18 protein-coding genes are annotated in these 15,491 nt (G+C 69.0%); 2 read left to right on the top strand and 16 right to left on the bottom strand.

Annotation, left to right across the window (positions count from 1 at the left end; genetic code table 11):
* Positions 1-6 precede the first annotated feature (6 nt).
* The 11 genes from M3195_RS11370 to infC all read right to left on the bottom strand — a co-directional run bounded on the left by M3195_RS11370 (position 7) and on the right by infC (position 9,092).
* Positions 7-954 carry an amino acid ABC transporter permease gene (locus tag M3195_RS11370; protein WP_251587538.1) on the bottom strand — a complete coding sequence of 316 codons (948 nt, stop codon included), beginning with the start codon at positions 952-954 and terminating at the stop codon, positions 7-9.
* Positions 951-1,598 carry an amino acid ABC transporter permease gene (locus tag M3195_RS11365; RefSeq protein WP_096713640.1) on the bottom strand — a complete coding sequence of 216 codons (648 nt, stop codon included), beginning with the start codon at positions 1,596-1,598 and terminating at the stop codon, positions 951-953. The genes M3195_RS11370 and M3195_RS11365 overlap by 4 nt, the downstream gene beginning before the upstream one ends.
* 70 nt (positions 1,599-1,668) lie before the next feature.
* Entirely contained in the window at positions 1,669-2,577 is a 909-nt protein-coding gene (locus M3195_RS11360; RefSeq protein ID WP_251587537.1) for a glutamate ABC transporter substrate-binding protein, read from the bottom strand.
* 64 nt (positions 2,578-2,641) lie between these two features.
* The gene (locus tag M3195_RS11355) at positions 2,642-3,391 is read right to left on the bottom strand and encodes an amino acid ABC transporter ATP-binding protein (protein WP_374209321.1); all 750 of its coding nucleotides are present in this window, start codon (positions 3,389-3,391) and stop codon (positions 2,642-2,644) included.
* Positions 3,392-3,744: 353 nt separating this feature from the next.
* A complete protein-coding gene (locus M3195_RS11350; RefSeq protein WP_251587536.1) occupies positions 3,745-4,713 on the bottom strand; it encodes a TAXI family TRAP transporter solute-binding subunit in 969 nt (322 codons plus the stop codon).
* The gene (locus M3195_RS11345) at positions 4,710-6,086 is read right to left on the bottom strand and encodes a sensor histidine kinase (protein ID WP_251587535.1); all 1,377 of its coding nucleotides are present in this window, start codon (positions 6,084-6,086) and stop codon (positions 4,710-4,712) included. Before M3195_RS11345 ends, M3195_RS11350 begins: the two co-directional genes overlap by 4 nt.
* Positions 6,087-6,088: 2 nt before the next feature.
* Positions 6,089-6,757, bottom strand: coding sequence for a response regulator transcription factor (locus M3195_RS11340; protein ID WP_251587534.1), 669 nt, complete (start codon positions 6,755-6,757; stop codon positions 6,089-6,091).
* 92 nt (positions 6,758-6,849) lie between these two features.
* Positions 6,850-7,662 (bottom strand): TrmH family RNA methyltransferase, encoded by an 813-nt coding sequence (locus tag M3195_RS11335; protein WP_251587533.1) that lies wholly within the window; start codon positions 7,660-7,662, stop codon positions 6,850-6,852.
* Between the two features lie 103 nt (positions 7,663-7,765).
* Positions 7,766-8,152, bottom strand: a complete 387-nt coding sequence (gene rplT / locus M3195_RS11330) for a 50S ribosomal protein L20 (RefSeq protein WP_067200962.1) — start codon at positions 8,150-8,152, stop codon at positions 7,766-7,768.
* Positions 8,153-8,184: 32 nt separating this feature from the next.
* Positions 8,185-8,379 carry a 50S ribosomal protein L35 gene (gene rpmI / locus M3195_RS11325; protein WP_096713646.1) on the bottom strand — a complete coding sequence of 65 codons (195 nt, stop codon included), beginning with the start codon at positions 8,377-8,379 and terminating at the stop codon, positions 8,185-8,187.
* A gap of 74 nt (positions 8,380-8,453) precedes the next feature.
* On the bottom strand, positions 8,454-9,092 hold the full coding sequence (gene infC, locus M3195_RS11320; RefSeq protein ID WP_308211586.1) for a translation initiation factor IF-3: 639 nt from the start codon (positions 9,090-9,092) through the stop codon (positions 8,454-8,456).
* Positions 9,093-9,324: 232 nt separating this feature from the next.
* Here infC and M3195_RS11315 point away from each other — a divergent pair, with 232 nt between their 5' ends.
* A complete protein-coding gene (locus M3195_RS11315; protein WP_251587532.1) occupies positions 9,325-9,723 on the top strand; it encodes a DUF1844 domain-containing protein in 399 nt (132 codons plus the stop codon).
* Positions 9,724-9,807: 84 nt separating this feature from the next.
* Here the strand turns inward: M3195_RS11315 and M3195_RS11310 are convergent, their stop codons facing one another.
* On the bottom strand, positions 9,808-10,590 hold the full coding sequence (locus M3195_RS11310) for an SseB family protein (RefSeq protein ID WP_251587531.1): 783 nt from the start codon (positions 10,588-10,590) through the stop codon (positions 9,808-9,810).
* Positions 10,574-11,320, bottom strand: a complete 747-nt coding sequence (gene priA / locus M3195_RS11305) for a bifunctional 1-(5-phosphoribosyl)-5-((5-phosphoribosylamino)methylideneamino)imidazole-4-carboxamide isomerase/phosphoribosylanthranilate isomerase PriA (RefSeq protein ID WP_096713651.1) — start codon at positions 11,318-11,320, stop codon at positions 10,574-10,576. The genes M3195_RS11310 and priA overlap by 17 nt, the downstream gene beginning before the upstream one ends.
* 610 nt (positions 11,321-11,930) lie before the next feature.
* On the opposite strand from priA, the gene M3195_RS11300 reads away from it, so the two are divergent.
* Positions 11,931-13,112: a MinD/ParA family ATP-binding protein gene (locus tag M3195_RS11300; protein WP_251587529.1), complete on the top strand. Its 1,182-nt coding sequence runs from the start codon at positions 11,931-11,933 to the stop codon at positions 13,110-13,112.
* Here the strand turns inward: M3195_RS11300 and hisH are convergent, their stop codons facing one another.
* From hisH to M3195_RS11285, 3 genes are read right to left on the bottom strand one after another with little or no spacing between them, the layout of a single operon-like run.
* Positions 13,113-13,754, bottom strand: coding sequence for an imidazole glycerol phosphate synthase subunit HisH (hisH, locus tag M3195_RS11295; protein ID WP_251587527.1), 642 nt, complete (start codon positions 13,752-13,754; stop codon positions 13,113-13,115).
* Positions 13,751-14,368: an imidazoleglycerol-phosphate dehydratase HisB gene (gene hisB / locus M3195_RS11290; RefSeq protein WP_251587525.1), complete on the bottom strand. Its 618-nt coding sequence runs from the start codon at positions 14,366-14,368 to the stop codon at positions 13,751-13,753. The genes hisH and hisB overlap by 4 nt, the downstream gene beginning before the upstream one ends.
* Positions 14,365-15,459 (bottom strand): histidinol-phosphate transaminase, encoded by a 1,095-nt coding sequence (locus M3195_RS11285; protein ID WP_251587524.1) that lies wholly within the window; start codon positions 15,457-15,459, stop codon positions 14,365-14,367. The genes hisB and M3195_RS11285 overlap by 4 nt, the downstream gene beginning before the upstream one ends.
* Positions 15,460-15,491: the final 32 nt, after the last annotated feature.

The following is a 15,491-nucleotide window of genomic DNA, read 5'->3' as shown; positions in this document are numbered from 1 at the left end:
AAGCGATCAGACGCCGCCTGCGCCGGTACTCGTGCCGTCGAACCTGCCTGCGCCGCGTTGCATGGCGATCAGCTCGGTGTTCGTGCCACCCTCGTGCTGACGAGGGTCCGGTCCCTCATTCGGGCCGCCGGGTGCGCCTGCTCCTCCGCGGAGCTTGGGCGACCGCCGGGTGCGGATCTCCAGCCAGCGAGCGATGCCCGACAGGATGAGGCACATGACGATGTAGATGCCGCCGATCACGAACGCGGACTGCAGCACGGGGCGTCCCTGCTGCGAGGTCAGCTGCTTCGCGAAGTACAGCAACTCGGGGTACGTGATGATGAACCCGAGCGCGGTGTCCTTGAGCGTCACGACAAGCTGGGCGACGATCACGGGCAGCATGGCGCGGATCGCCTGCGGCAGGAGGATGAGGCGCATGACGCCGCTCTTGCGTAGGCCGATCGCGTAGCCGGCCTCCTTCTGACCACGGGGCAGCGACTCGACGCCCGCGCGGATGACCTCGGCGAGCACGGAGCCGTTGTAGACCATGAGGGCGATCACGACGGCCCAGTAGGGTTCCATCTTGACGCCGACCGTCGGCAGTCCGTAGTACAGCAGCATCATGAGCACGAGCACGGGAACCGCGCGGAAGACCTCGGTGACGACGGTCACGGGCACGCGGATCCACGCGTGATCCGACAGACGACCGATGGCGAGGACGAACCCGACGACGAGGCTCAGCACACCTGCGAGGGCGAATGCCGCGAGGGTGCGCCCCAGGGCGCCGAAGATCTGCGTCCACACGGCGCTGAAGGTGAAGACGTACCAGCGCGATGCGTCGAACTGCCCGCTGACCGCGAAGCGCCAGACGATGAAGCCGAGCAGGGCGAGGATGACGACGACGGTCGCCACCCCGAGGAGGCGGTTCCGGAGGATCGCCTTGGGACCGGGGACGTCGTACAGGACGGAAGTCATCGCGCGATCCTCCACTTGTTCTCGAGATACCGCTGGAGCCAGCTGAGCAGCAGGACGAGGGCGACGAAGATCGCCGCGACCCACAGGAGCACGACGAGCGCGTTCTCACCGCGCTCGCTGAGGTAGGAGCGGATGGCTCCCAGCTCGAGGACCGAGAAGCCCGCGGCGACCGTGGTGTTCTTGAGCAGGGCGATGAACACGCTCATCATGGGCGGGACGACCGAGCGGAAGGCCTGCGGGAGGACGACCAGAGACATGACCTGCCCGAACGGGAGGCCGATCGCCCTGGCGGCCTCGGCCTGCCCGACGGGAACGGTGTTGATGCCGGCACGCAGCACCTCCGCGACGTAGGTCGCGGTGTAGATGCCGATAGCCAGGATGCCGAGGATGGTGGTGCTGAGCTTCGGCAGTCCCAGCTGGGGGTAGCCGAAGACGAAGAAGAAGAAGACGAGCGTCAGTGGGGTGTTGCGGATGAGGTTCACGTACACCGTGCCGACGCCGCGCGCGATCGGGACGGGCGAGACCCGCATGGCGCCCACGATGATGCCGAGGACGAGAGCGAGGACACCGCCGCCGAAGAAGATCAGCAGGGTGTTGCCCAGCGCCCTCCCCCACAGGTCGGTGTTTCCGAAGATGACGTCCACGCCGTCCTCCCCTTCTGGGTTCTGAGGAGGGGGCGGCCACTCGAGCCGCCCCCTCGGGTCGTTCAGTCGATCAGTCGACGGCCGGCTGGGTGACCTCGATGCCCGAGGAGCCGAGGTTCTTGTCGAAGATCGCCTGCCAGATGTCGCCACCGTCGGTGAACATCGTGTTGATGAACTCCTGCAGCGCGGCGTCGTCCTTCGCGAGGCCCACGCCGTAGCGCTCCTCCGTGAACGGCTCGCCGACGACCTTGAGGTTGTCGGGGTCCTGCGCCGCGTAGCCGATCAGGATCGCCTGGTCGGTCGTGACAGCCTGGACCTCGCCCGAGAGCAGAGCCTCGACGCACGCGGAGTACAGGTCGAACTCCTTGGTCGGAACCTCCGGGTAGTTCGTGCGGATGTTCTGGATCGGCGTGGAGCCGGTCGCCGAGCACACCGTGGTGTCCGCGTTCAGGTCCGCTTCGCTCTTGATGTCGTCGTTGTCGGCGGCGACGAGGAGGCCCTGTCCGGTGATGAAGTACGGACCTGCGAACGCGATCTGCTCCTTGCGCTTGTCGGTGATCGAATACGTGCCGACGTAGTAGTCGATGTCACCGTTCGTGATCGCTTGCTCGCGGTTGGCCGAGGCGATCGGCTTGAACTCGATCTTGTCCTCGTCGTAGCCGAGCGACGCCGCGATCCAGCGAGCGATGTCCACGTCGAATCCCGTGCGCTCGTTGGTCGTGACGTCGAGGTAGCCGAGACCGGGCTGGTCCTCCTTGACGCCGATGACGACCTTGTCGCGCTCCTTGATGGCGTCGAACGTCGGGCTGCCCTCGAGGTCGACGTCCGTCGCCACCTCGAACCAGGTCGAGTCCTCTCCGCCCTCGTCGCCGCCGGTGCCTCCGCCGGGGTTCGAGGGGCTGCCGCTGTTGCAGGCGGTCAGGGCGAGCAGTGCTGCGGCTGCGATACCGAGTCCTGCCAGTGTCCGTGTGCGTCGCATGTGCGTCTCCTTCGTGTGCTGTGGGTGCAGGGTCTGTGAAGTGTGTGCGGGGTGCGCGAGGGTTTCAGTGCGTGAGGAGCTTCGAGAGGAAGTCCTTGGCCCGGTCGCTCTTCGGGTTCGTGAAGAACTCCTCGGGCTTCGCCTCTTCCACGATCTGGCCGTCCGCCATGAAGACGACGCGGTCGGCGGCCTTGCGCGCGAAGCCCATCTCGTGCGTGACGACGATCATCGTCATGCCCTCCTGAGCGAGCTCGACCATGACGTCGAGCACCTCGTTGATCATCTCGGGGTCGAGCGCGCTGGTGGGCTCGTCGAAGAGCATGACCTTGGGATGCATCGCCAGGGCGCGCGCGATCGCGACGCGCTGCTGCTGTCCGCCGGAGAGCTGGGCGGGAAGCTTGGACGCCTGCTGCGCGACCCCCACCCGCTCGAGCAGGGCCATGGCCTCCTTCTCGGCATCCGCCTTCTTCATGCCGCGGACCTTGATCGGGCCGAGCGTCACGTTCTCGAGGATCGTCAGGTGGGCGAAGAGGTTGAACGACTGGAAGACCATGCCCACGTCGGCGCGGAGGTTCGCGAGCCCCTTGCCCTCCGCGGGCAGGGCCTTGCCGTCGATGCTGATCGTTCCGCTCGTGATGGTCTCGAGGCGATTGATCGTGCGGCACAGGGTGGACTTGCCGGAACCCGAAGGTCCGATCACGACCACGACCTCGCCGGCGTTCACCGTGAGGTTGATATCCGTGAGCGCCTGGAAGTCGCCGTAGTGCTTCTGCACGTCGTCGACCACGACGAGGGGCTTATCAGAGGTCATCATTTCTCCAAACTAACCACGTGTGTGACGCGGCTCCAGGCGGACTCGGGGAGATTTACACGTTCGTAATCCCCTGATCGCGGCGGTTCCGCCTCGGTGGCGGAGTGCCCCCCCGGTCCGCCCCCGCGAACCGTGGGGGCGTCCCTGCTGCCGTGCTCCTCCCCCAAGGAGCTCGAGGCAGCAAGCCTCCGATCCGATGCGATCGAGCGTTGAGACGACGGGATGCCGAGGTCCTCGCCTGCGGGCAGGGCGTCGGGACTGTGGCATAGGAATTCTCCGTCGAATCATGCGCGATCGACCCCAGATTGGCAGAGCGCGACGCCGGGACGAGAACTTCTTGAGGATTTCTTGAGGCGTCAGTCGCGCTGCTCGCGGAAGTATTGGATCGCGCCGGGGTGCAGGGGAACGGGACCGGTGAAGATCGCCTGGATGCGGTCGAGGAGTGCGGCGGCCGGCACATCGTGTGCGAGCCGGGTGCGCCCGTCGAAGAGTCCCCGAAGCACGTCGCGCACCACACCGGCCGGAGTGTCGCCCGAGGTCACCAGGTAGTTCGGCACGGCGAGCGTCGGCTCGGACGACTCCAGCCCGTAGAGGCCGACCGGGAGGTCGGAGGGTCGGTAGGCGTACGAGTAGCGTTCGTTGACCCGGTTCACCCAGTTCTGCTCGATCGGCAGAAGCCGTACCGGGGTCGTCTGCGCGAGCTCGGCGATCCCGGGGGTGGGAACGCCCCCGACCCAGAAGAACCCGTCGATCCCGCCCCTCTGCAGCGCGTCTATCGATGCCGCGAGTCCGAGCTCCGGGTCGCTGATCGATGCGGGGTCGACCTCCGCCGCATCCAGCACCCGCGAGGCGATGACGTTGACGCCCGAGTTCTCCGCTCCCAGCGAGACGACCCGACCTGCGAGGTCGTCGAGCCCGTCGATGTCCGAGTCCGCGCGCACCACGACGTGCAAGTACTCGTCGTAGAGGCGGGCGACGGCCTGCACGGGAAGCGGATCCCGGAACACACCCTCGCCCTCCACGGCATCCGCTGCGGCGTCCCCCTGCGCGAAGCCGAGCAGAGCCTCCCCCGAACCGACGCGGAGCAGGTTGTCGACCGAACCGGCGGTCTGCACGGCCGTCATGCGCACGTCCAAGCCGGACCCGAGCTCAGCGGCGAGCCCTTCACCGTAGGCGAAGTAGACGCCGTTCGCCCCGCCTCCCGCGATCTCGTAGTCGGTGTCGCCCCACTCCGCAGACCGCGGCGAGCACGCGCTCATCGACCCGACCATCAGCACGGCGATCACGCCGGCGACGATGCGCTGCCCGAGGAGACGACGTCTCATGAGTGCACTCCGTCCGGCAGGAGGAGGGTGACGAGAAGTCCGCCGCTCTCGGGGGATTCGACGAGCAGCTCGGCCCCCAGGGAATCGAGCAGATCGCTCGCGATCGCGAGCCCCAGCCCTGACCCCGGGGTGTCTCCCCTGTCGTCGCTGCGCCAGAACCGATCGGTCGCCGCAGCAGCCTGCGCCTCGGTGAGACCCGGCCCCTGGTCCCGCACGGTCAGCCGGCACACGCTCTCGTCTCGCTGCGCCGCGACCACCACGACCGAATCGGGCGTCGAGTACTTCACGGCGTTGTCGATCACGGCATCCAGAGCGCTCTCGACGATCGTGCGGTCGGTCGCGCTCATCACCGGCTCGCCCCTCGGTGCCACGACGGAGATCCCCCGCTGACCGGCCACGTCGCGCCACGCCTCCGCGCGTCGCCCGGCGAGTGCGGTCAGGTCCACCGCCGAGATCGCGGTGTCGCCGCGGCCGCCCCTGGCGAGACTCAGCAGCGTCTCGAGGATGCGCACCAGGCGCCGACCCTCCTCCCGTGTCTCCTCGACATCGTCGCGCCAGTCGTCGCCGAGTCCCGTCGACAGGTGCTCGACGCGGAGAAGCAGCGCGTTGAGAGGATTGCGCAGCTCGTGCGACGCGTTGAGCGCGAACTCCTGCTGCCTCGTCATCACCCGCTCGATCTCGTCGGCCATGCCGTTGAACACCCGCGTCATCCGACGCAACTCCGGCGGCCCCGTGTCCTCCGCGACGCGCGCGTCCATCTCGCCGCGCTCTATGGCGATCATCGCCTCGTCGAGTCGCCGCACGGGCGAGAGCACCCACCGCGCGAGCTGCATCACGAGCAGGATGCCGAGGCCCACCGTGACGACGGACACGAGCGAGAGCACGATGACCTGCTGCACGATCTCCGCCCGCGGCGCGGCGGTGTCGGCCGACACCATGACCGCGCCGATGACGTCTCCATCGTCGAAGACCGGTTCGACCAGCGAAGACTCGGCGATGCTCCATGGGAAAACCGGCGCCGGAGCCTCCGCCCGCCGGCCGGACAATGCGAGGCCCACGCGCGCCGTCTCCTCGTCGGAGAGCACATCGCCCTCACGGTCGCCCTTCGCCCACGCCGTGCCCGTCAGATCGAAGACCCGCACATCGATGTCGTACACCTCGTGGAACCGGCGCACCTCCGCATCGATCACGGTGGCGCTGCCCGAGCGAAGGGCCTGCCTCGCACTGGTCACGAAGTACGCGAGGTCGCCCAGCTGCTCGGTGTAGAAGGTCTGCTGGATGCTGCGTGTCGCGCTCCACGCCGTGACGCCGCCGAGCGACACGAGGATCGCGACCAGCGGGACGAGGAACACGACGACGAGGCGCCTGCGCACCGTCAGCCCGCCAGCCGATAGCCGACGCCGCGCACGGTCTCGATCAGCCGACGCTGCCCCGCTTTGCGACGGATCGCCCCGACGTGGACCTCCAGCGAGTGGCCGAAGCCCCGCCAATCGGTGTTCCACACCTCTCGGATCAACCGCTCCTTCGGCACGGCGACGCCGGGGTACCGCGCGAGCACTGCGACGATGTCGAACTCCTTGCGCGTCAACTCGATGGGCTCTCGGTCGACAACCACCTGACGGGCTACGAGGTCGATGCGCACCGCGCCGCCCTCGAGATCGACGAGGCCCTCCGACTCCGGGCGCACGGGGCGAGACCGTCTCGTGACCGCCTCGATGCGGGCGAGCAGCTCGTGCACGTCGTACGGCTTGACCACGAAGTCGTCGGCACCGGCGCGCAGCCCCTTGATACGCTCAGTGACCTGGTTGCGCGCCGTCACGATCACGATGGGGACGTCGGAGCGGCCGCGGATGCGGCGGCACAGATCGATGCCATCGACGTCGGGAAGGCCGAGATCCAGAAGGACGACCTCTGTGTCGGCGCCGAGGAGGTCGAGCGCCGCGGCTCCGTCAGCCGCGCGGACCGTCGCGTAGCCGGATCGCGCGAGGAATGCGTCGAGGGCGGCGGCGACGCGCTCGTCGTCCTCCACGATCAGAATCCGCATCGACCCCGGTCCCCTTCTCCGCCCACGCGCAGGGACAAACCCTACCAGTCAGGGTGTCCGTCGAAGATTCGAGGGCGGTCTCAGGAAGAAGGTCAGCCAGCGGTGCCGGCGCGCTGCGCGAAGGCGCTCTCGTACAGGCACACGCTCGCCGCGGTGGCGAGGTTCAACGACTCCGCTCGACCGAAGATCGGCAGCTTGAGAACCCGGTCAGCCCTGTCGAGGGCGTCGTCGTCGAGTCCACGAGCCTCGTTTCCGAACAGCCACCCCGTCGGTTGAGCGAGCACCCCCTCAGCGCGTGCCTGCAGCAGATCGTCGCCCTTGACGTCGGCGGCGAGGATCGTGAGTCCGGCGTCGTGCGCGCGCGTGACGACGTCGTCGAGTTCGGCGCCCACGGACACCGGGAGATGGAAGAGCGATCCCGTCGTCGCGCGCACGACCTTCGGGTTGTACGGGTCGACCGTGCGGCCGGTGAGCACCACCGCATCCGCGCCGGCCGCGTCCGCCGCCCGGATGATGGTTCCCAGGTTGCCAGGGTCGCGGATCTCCTCGCAGATCGCGACGAGGCGCGGAGACGCGTCGAAGATCGCGCGCACCGAGGTCGGCGTCTGCCGGACGACGGCGACGAGCCCCTGCGGCGTGACCGTGTCGGCCATCGCGTTGAGCACGTACTCGGTGACGAGCTCGACTCTGACGTCGGCATCCGACGCCTTCGCCCGGATGTCGGGGTGCTTGTCCCAGCCCGTCGGAGTCGCGAAGAGCTCGACGATCGCCTCGGGACTGTACGTGAGCGCCTCGCGGACCGCCTGCGGTCCCTCCGACAGGAACAGACCCGTCTCTGCGCGCGCACTGCGCTTGGTCAGCTTCGCGACGGCACGGACTCGGGGGGACCGGGGGTTCTCCAGCACGATCTCAGTCTAGGGAACGACGGACGCGGATCCGCGGAGAACAGCGGGGGAACGACAGAGGGCGCCTTCCCGGAGGAAGGCGCCCTCTGTACTGACGAGCTGCTTACGCGGCCGACTTCGGCGCGTTGACGTCGGAAGGCAGAGCCTTCTTGGCCGTCTCGACGAGCGTCGCGAACGTGGCCGCGTCGTTGACCGCGAGGTCGGCGAGCATGCGACGGTCGACCGTCACGCCCGCGAGGCCGAGGCCCTGGATGAAGCGGTTGTACGTGATGCCGTTCTGGCGTGCAGCGGCGTTGATGCGCTGGATCCAGAGGCGACGGAAGTCGCCCTTGCGCTTGCGACGGTCCCGGTACGAGTAGACCAGGGAGTGGATGACCTGCTCCTTGGCCTTCCGGTACAGGCGCGAACGCTGACCGCGGTAGCCGGACGCGCGCTCGAGGATGACGCGGCGCTTCTTGTGGGCGTTTACTGCCCGCTTGACTCTTGCCATTTTCGTGTGTTCCTATTCGTGCGTTCGGCGCGTCAGCGGCCGAGGAGCTTCTTGGCGACCTTGAAGTCGGCCTTCGCGAGCACCTGGTCCTGGTTCAGGCGACGGGTGCGACGGCTCGACTTGTGCTCGAGGTTGTGGCGCATGTTCGCCTGCTGCTTCTTCAGCTTGCCGCTGCCGGTGATCTTGAAGCGCTTCTTAGCACCCGAGTGGGTCTTCTGCTTCGGCATCTTCTCTTCCTTCGTATGGCGCCTTCTCAGGCGACGGGGTCAACCCGCGGTGCGGGAGTCGGTGGGGGCGGTCGTCACTCCGCCGCGGCGTCGGCCGGAGCATCGGCCTCGTGCTTGGCGTCACGGGCTGCCTGCTTCTTGGCATCGCGGACGGCGTTCTGCTCCTGCTTCGCCTCGGACTTGCTCTTCAGCGGGGCCACGATCATCACCATGTTGCGACCGTCGATCGTCGGGTTCGACTCGACGGTGCCGAGCTCGGCGACGTCCTCGGCGAACTTGCGCAGGAGACGCACACCCTGCTCGGGACGCGACTGCTCCCGACCGCGGAACAGGATCATGGCCTTGACCTTGTCACCGGCCTTGAGGAAGCCCTCGGCGCGCTTGAGCTTCGTCGTGTAGTCGTGCGCCTCGATCTTCAGACGGAAGCGGACCTCCTTGAGAACGGTGTTCGCCTGGTTGCGGCGAGCTTCCTTCTCCTTCTGGGCGGCTTCGTACTTGAACTTGCCGTAGTCCATGATCTTGACCACGGGGGGCTTCGAGTTGGGGGCCACCTCGACGAGGTCGAGGTCGGCTTCCTGCGCAAGGCGCAGCGCCGCCTCGATGCGGACGACGCCGATCTGCTCACCCGCGGGGCCGACGAGGCGGACCTCGGGGACGCGGATGCGCTCATTGGTGCGGGGATCGCTGATGCGGAACTCCTTAGACGATGGGATTCGGCCATCGGGATGCTGTCTGCATCCCGAGCGAAATCGGAATCGTCCCCCACCCGCCGGCAGTCAGACGCCGGCTTCGCACCCTGTCTACCGGACGCATCTGACGACGCGATCCGGCGGAGTGCAAGACCCGGTAGCCTGGAACGGCAAGCGCGGGTGGGAAGTGAATCCTCTTTCGTGCCGGAGCATGACGCTCCGGAGCCCGACATAGTCTAACAGAGAGCAAGGCGAAGTGACGAACCAGGTATCGGACGATTCCGCACGCGAGCGCGAGGAGCGCTGGGCACGGCAGGAGGAGGCCGCATCGTCAGCCACTCGCGACATCGCCGACGTGCCCGCCGTGGAGGTCATCACCACCGCCGCCGTGCACCTCATGAGCGCCGCCGCCGTCAAGCTCGGCCTCGCCGACGACCCGAATGCGGCCGAGCAGCTCGACCTCGACGAGGCCCGCAAGCTCATCAACGCCCTCGCCGGGCTCATCACCGCCGGCGCACCGGAGATCAGCGACATGCACGCCCGCTCCCTGCGCGACGGACTGCGCTCCCTCCAGCTCGCGTTCCGCGAGGCCTCGACCATCCCCGACCCGATCGGCAAGGGCCCTGGCGAGAAGTGGACCGGCCCGGTCAACTGACCCTGTCGTTCGCCAGGGAGCCGTCCGGGTCGTCGGGCGAGCGACGCGAGACGAAACGCCTCGCGCCGGACGGCGTCCCCGTCGTCAGGCGGAGCGACGGAGCTTGACGGTGAGCGAGTCGGCGAGCACGGCGATGCGGTCGTCGGCCGCCCACCGCTGCGCGAGACGGGCGAGCACGGCATCCAGCACCTCGCGTTCGAGCCCGTCGACGAGCTCGAGCACGACGATGAGCTCGGGACCGCGGAGCCGCGCGTCCGGATCGCCGGCCGCCACCGACACGTCGATCACGGCGAGCTCGTGCGCGACGCTCTCCTGGAGCGCGCGGAAGACCTCGGGCGACAGGAAGCTGGGCTCCCACGCGTGCCCCTGCGCGATCGACCAGACGGCAGGGCGCCGGATGACGAACTCGGTCTCGGCGGTCGGGTCGAGCACGATCAGATCCGTGTCCTCGGCCGATGCCGACAGAGCCACGCGCACGGCCTCGACCGGGATCGGCCGCGCCGTGGCATCCCACTGCTGCATCGTCTGGACCGAGGAGAACACGGGCTGCACTCGACGTCCGTCGGGCGCCGCGACCGTCACGATCGACAGCTCCTGCGTCTTGTCGACGGCGAGACCGCTGGGCGCCACGCCCTCCTCGCCCTTCTCGGCGATCAGGGGTATCAGCACCCGCGCGCCGCGGAACGCGTCGACGACCTCGACCTGCGACCCCTCTCCCGCCCGGAAGCGCGTCAAGGCCGCGAGCAGCGCGGGGTCAGCGGATCCGTCGTCGCCGGCGTGCGGATTCGACTCGAAGCTGCGTCCTTCCCACGGCACCCCGGCCGAGTCGCCGTGGTGGTGGCCGTGGTCGTCAGTCCCCCGCGACATCCAGAGCCTCGGCCAGCGTGAACGCGCCGGCGTAGAGGGCCTTTCCGACGATCGCACCCTCGACGCCGAGCGGCACGAGTTCCCGCAGGGCGATGATGTCGTCGAGGTTCGAGATGCCGCCCGATGCCACGACGGGCTTCGGGGTGCGCGAGGTCACCTCACGGAGCAGTTCGAGGTTCGGGCCCTTGAGCGTCCCGTCCTTGGTGACGTCGGTGACGACGTAGCGGCTGCACCCGGCATCCTCGAGGCGCTCCAGCACCTCCCAGAGATCGCCGCCCTCCTTCGTCCACCCGCGCGCGGCGAGCGTCGTGCCGCGCACGTCGAGCCCCACGGCGATCGCCTCGCCGTAGCGACCGATGACGTCGGCGGCCCACTCGGGGTTCTCCAGTGCCGCGGTTCCGAGGTTGATGCGCGTTGCACCGCTCTCGAGGGCGGCTTCCAGCGTCGCGTCGTCGCGGATGCCGCCGGACAGCTCCACGTTCACGTTGCGATACTGCTTGATGACCTTGCGCAGGATCGGGGCGTTGCTGCCGCGTCCGAACGCCGCGTCGAGGTCGACGAGGTGGATCCACTTCGCGCCCTGCGACACCCATTCCCCGGCGGCGTCGAGCGGGTCGCCGTAGCTGGTCTCGGTGCCGGCCTCGCCCTGCGTCAGCCGCACGGCCTTGCCACCGGCCACATCGACCGCGGGAAGCAGAGTGAGAGAGGGGGACTGCGCGAAGTCGTTCATGACGTCCTCAGGTGAGATGGGATGCGCCTGATCACCGGCACGAGAAACGACACTAGCCTTCGCGGGAGTCCGCTCCAAATGACATGACGGTGAGGGAAGCGCTGCACGCGGTAGCCTCGATACCACGTCTATTCGGTCGATGAGGAGTTGGTTCATGGCGCGCGACGGGGAAGCATACGGCGGAGGTCCCCTGCGGCGGGGCAACACTCCCCCGCCGCCGGCACCCGAGATCGTCGAGCACGTGCCCCTCTCGCCGCAGGATGACGACGACTGGCCCACCGTTCCGGCCAGCGCCCTCCGCCCGCGGCCTGAGGCCGGGGACCAACCCCATGGCGACGCACGAACGGCGCCGTCGACGCGCGCCGAGGCCGCGGCCGCCGCATCCGGAGGAGCGCCCGCCACCCCCGCGCGCCCCGAGGCGCCCGCGTCGCCGGCGCCCGGCGCTTCTGCCGCCACGCCCCCCATGCCTGGAGCGTCCATGGCCCCACCCACTCAGCCGACTGCACCGGCCCAGCATCCCGCGCCTGCTCGGCCGGCCCCTCTCGCTCAGCCGACCGCTCCCGCCCGGCATCCCGGGCCTGCCCAGCCGGCCGCCCCCGCGGGTCCGCCCATGGTCTCCTCCGTCCCGACGCCGCTTCCCGCTCCGGCCGCGCCGTCTGCCCCGACGTCCGCGCCCGCGACGGCCCCGGTTCCGACGCGACCTGCTCCGGCCGCACCCGGCGCGCAGCCCGTGCAGCCGATCGCCTCCGCGGCGTCGGCGCCCGCCTCGCCCCCATCGCCCCCGCCTGCTCTCCAGGGTGCGCCGGGACCTGCTGGTCCCACCCCGGCCACCGGCCCCCTCGCGTCGTCCCGCCGCCTTCAGCGCGAGCAGGGCATCGAGCGTCGTTCCTTCCTGCAGCAGGATCCGCGCGAGGAACCTGCGCGTCATGGAGGCCGCGGCGTGCTCAACCGCCTCGGCTTCTCGCTCGCCCCGAACGCGCAGGAGCGCGCGGTCCGCGAGGATGAGCACGCCGTGAGCCGACACTGGCCCGGCCCTCGCACGGTCGCGGTCGTGAACGGCAAGGGCGGGGCGGGCAAGACCCCGGCCACGGTCCTCCTCTCCGCGGTGTTCGCGCAGTACGGCGGCGCGGGTGTGCTGGCCTGGGACAACAACCAGACGCGCGGCACGCTCGGCTGGCGCACCGAAACCGGCGCCCACGACAGGACTCTGCTCGAACTGCTTCCGCAGACGCAGCGTCTCCTCGGCGCCCAGGGTCAGTCGGCGGATCTCGCGCACTTCGTGCATCACCAGCCGCAGGAGAAGTACGACGTGCTCCGCTCGAAGCCGATCCGCCTCGCGCACGAGAACCGACTGAGCCCCGACGACGTCGATGCGATCCACGCGGTGGCTGCGAAGTTCTACCGCCTCATCATCATCGACTCCGGCAACGACGAGTCCGACCCGATGTGGTTGCGGATGATCGAGCTCGCCGACCAGATCGTCGTCGCGACCACCACCCGTGACGACCACGCGGAGGCCGGTGCGCTCCTGCTCGAGGCCCTCGAGGACCGCGACGAGCGGTCGGCGCGTCTGGCGCGCGAGTCCGTGGTCGTCGTCAGTCAGGCCGACCCGAAGGCCTCGTCGGCCGATGTCGCCGAGGTCGTCGCCGGGTACCAGCCGCTGGCGCGCGACGTCGTGCAGATCCCGTTCGACCGCGAGATGGTAGACGGCCACCTGCGTCTGCGGGCTCTGGCCGCGCCGACGCAACGGGCGTGGCTGTCGGCCGCCGCAGCGGTGGCACGCGGTTTCTGATCAGTCGCGCAGGCTCTTCACCCAGTTGCGCAGCAGCTGGATGCCCGCCTCCCCCGACTTCTCGGGGTGGAATTGCGTCGCAGACAGCGGACCGTTCTCGACGGCCGCGAGGAACGGCTCGCCGTACGTCGACCAGGTGAGCACGGGCTGCGGGAACGGCGGGATCACGTCGAGCTCCCACGACTGCGCCGCGTAGGAGTGCACGAAGTAGAACCGCTCGTCTTCGATGCCACGGAACAGGATGCTGTCGCTACCCGGCTCCACCGTGTTCCACCCCATGTGGGGCAACACCGGGGCGTTGAGCTCGGTGACGGCTCCCGGCCACTCGCCGAGGCCCTCGGTGTCGCGACCGCGCTCGACGCCGTGGGAGAAGAGCACCTGCATGCCGACGCAGATGCCGAGCACGGGGCGCCCGCCCGCGAGACGACGATCGATGATGTCGTCCCCGCCGTGTGCGTGGAGCGCATCGCGGACCGCCTGGAACGCGCCGACTCCCGGCACGAGCAGACCGTCAGCCTCCAGAGCCTCGCTCCGGTCGCGAGTGAGCACAGCGTCCGCGCCCGCCGCGACCAGCGCCTTGACGGCCGAGTGGACGTTGCCCGACTCGTAGTCGAACACCGCGACGCGGGGTGCGCCGGTCACAGTGCGCCCTTGGTCGAGGGGATGCCGTCGACGAGCGGGTCGAGCGCCTTGGCCTGACGGAACGCCCTCGCGAACGCTTTGTACTCGGCTTCGGCGATGTGGTGCGGGTCGCGCCCGCCCAGGACCCGGACGTGCACAGTCAAGCCGGCGTTGAACGTGATGGCCTCGAACGTGTGTCGTACGAGCGAGCCGGTGAAGTGGCCGCCGATCAGGTGGTGCTCGAAACCCGCCGGCTCGCCCGTGTGGACGAGGTACGGACGCCCGGAGATGTCGACGACGGCCTGAGCGAGCGCCTCGTCGAGAGGGACCAGAGCGTCGCCATAGCGGGAGATGCCGGACTTGTCACCGAGCGCATCGCGGATCGCCTGTCCGAGCACGATCGAGATGTCCTCCACGGTGTGGTGCGCGTCGATGTTCGTGTCGCCCGACGCGCGGACGGTGAGGTCGGTCAGCGAGTGCTTCGCGAAAGCCGTCAGCATGTGGTCGAAGAACGGCACCGACGTGTCGATCCGGCTCGCACCGGTGCCGTCGAGGTTCAGCTCGAGCTCGACGGTGGACTCCGATGTGCTGCGCACACGCGTCGCGGTGCGCGGGGTCAGGGCGGTACTGCTCATGAAGCCGATCCTATCGAGGCCAGTGCGTCGAGGAACGCGGTCGTCTCCGCCTCCGTGCCGGCGGTGACGCGGAGGTGACCGGGGATGCCCACGTCGCGGATCAGCACGCCGCGGTCGTACAGCTGCTGCCAGACGGAGGCGGGGTCGGAGACACCGCCGAAGAGCACGAAGTTGGACCACGATTCGTGCGGCGTGTAGCCGAGCGCCTCGAGCGTCGCGGAGATGCGGTCCCGCTGCTCGACGATCTCCTCGACCATGCCCAGCATCACGTCGGCGTTTCGCAGCGCGGCGATGGCGGCGGCCTGCGTGAGCGCGCTCAGGTGGTAGGGCAGCCGGACGAGGCGCAGGGCGTCGATCAAGGCGGGATCCGCCGCGAGATAGCCGACACGTGCGCCGGCGAAGGCGAAGGCCTTGCTCATCGTGCGCGAGATCGCGAGACGGGGGCGCCCGTCGAGCAGGGTCAACGCCGACGGCGCGTCGTGCGGAGCGAACTCCTGATACGCCTCATCCACGACCACGACTCCGCGACTGACCTCGTACACCGCCTCGATCACATCGAGCGACAGCGGTGTGCCGGTGGGATTGTTCGGCGCGCACAACAGGATCACATCCGGATCGGCATCCTCGACCTGTGCGGCGGCGTCGTCGGGGGTCAGCGAGTAATCGGGCTGTCGCGTGCCGGCGATCCAGGTCGCCCCCGTACCCTTCGCGATGAGCGGATACATGGAGTACGTGGGCGCGAAGCTGAAGGCGGTGCGCCCCGGCCCGCCGAACGCCTGCAGGATGTGCTGCAGAACCTCGTTGGAGCCGTTGCCGGCCCAGATCTGCTCAGCCACAAGGCCGTGACCGAGATACTCCGCGAAACTCTCGCGCAGGGTGGTGAACTCGCGGTCGGGATAGCGGTTGACGTCGCGCAGCGCCACGGCGATGTCGTCGAGGATGTCGCTCGCCACCGCATCCGGAACCGGATGCGTGTTCTCGTTCACGTTCAGCGCGATGGGAAGTGGCGCCTGGGGAGCCCCGTAGGGCGTGAGTCCTCGGAGATCGTCACGAAGCGGCAGGTCGGCGAGTGATGCGGTCACCCTTCCCATGGTAGGCCGCGCAGTGATGCCGGGCTGCCGAG

Source organism: Microbacterium hydrocarbonoxydans (genome assembly GCF_023715885.1).
GTDB lineage: Bacteria > Actinomycetota > Actinomycetes > Actinomycetales > Microbacteriaceae > Microbacterium > Microbacterium hydrocarbonoxydans_C.
Note: the sequence above shows the minus strand (reverse complement) of the source record. Positions and strands in the feature narration are given on the sequence as shown.

What these genes read in the sequence shown, in the direction of transcription:
- M3195_RS11360 (WP_251587537.1), bottom strand. Translation starts at nt 2,577, where the DNA reads ATGCGACGCACACGGACACTGGCAGGACTCGGTATCGCAGCCGCAGCA.
- rpmI (WP_096713646.1), bottom strand. Translation starts at nt 8,379, where the DNA reads ATGCCGAAGCAGAAGACCCACTCGGGTGCTAAGAAGCGCTTCAAGATC.
- M3195_RS11350 (WP_251587536.1), bottom strand. Translation starts at nt 4,713, where the DNA reads ATGAGACGTCGTCTCCTCGGGCAGCGCATCGTCGCCGGCGTGATCGCC.
- hisB (WP_251587525.1), bottom strand. Translation starts at nt 14,368, where the DNA reads ATGAGCAGTACCGCCCTGACCCCGCGCACCGCGACGCGTGTGCGCAGC.
- M3195_RS11310 (WP_251587531.1), bottom strand. Translation starts at nt 10,590, where the DNA reads ATGTCGCGGGGGACTGACGACCACGGCCACCACCACGGCGACTCGGCC.
- rplT (WP_067200962.1), bottom strand. Translation starts at nt 8,152, where the DNA reads ATGGCAAGAGTCAAGCGGGCAGTAAACGCCCACAAGAAGCGCCGCGTC.
- priA (WP_096713651.1), bottom strand. Translation starts at nt 11,320, where the DNA reads ATGAACGACTTCGCGCAGTCCCCCTCTCTCACTCTGCTTCCCGCGGTC.
- M3195_RS11370 (WP_251587538.1), bottom strand. Translation starts at nt 954, where the DNA reads ATGACTTCCGTCCTGTACGACGTCCCCGGTCCCAAGGCGATCCTCCGG.
- M3195_RS11355 (WP_374209321.1), bottom strand. Translation starts at nt 3,391, where the DNA reads ATGATGACCTCTGATAAGCCCCTCGTCGTGGTCGACGACGTGCAGAAG.
- M3195_RS11340 (WP_251587534.1), bottom strand. Translation starts at nt 6,757, where the DNA reads ATGCGGATTCTGATCGTGGAGGACGACGAGCGCGTCGCCGCCGCCCTC.
- M3195_RS11285 (WP_251587524.1), bottom strand. Translation starts at nt 15,459, where the DNA reads ATGGGAAGGGTGACCGCATCACTCGCCGACCTGCCGCTTCGTGACGAT.
- M3195_RS11300 (WP_251587529.1), top strand. Translation starts at nt 11,931, where the DNA reads ATGGTCTCCTCCGTCCCGACGCCGCTTCCCGCTCCGGCCGCGCCGTCT.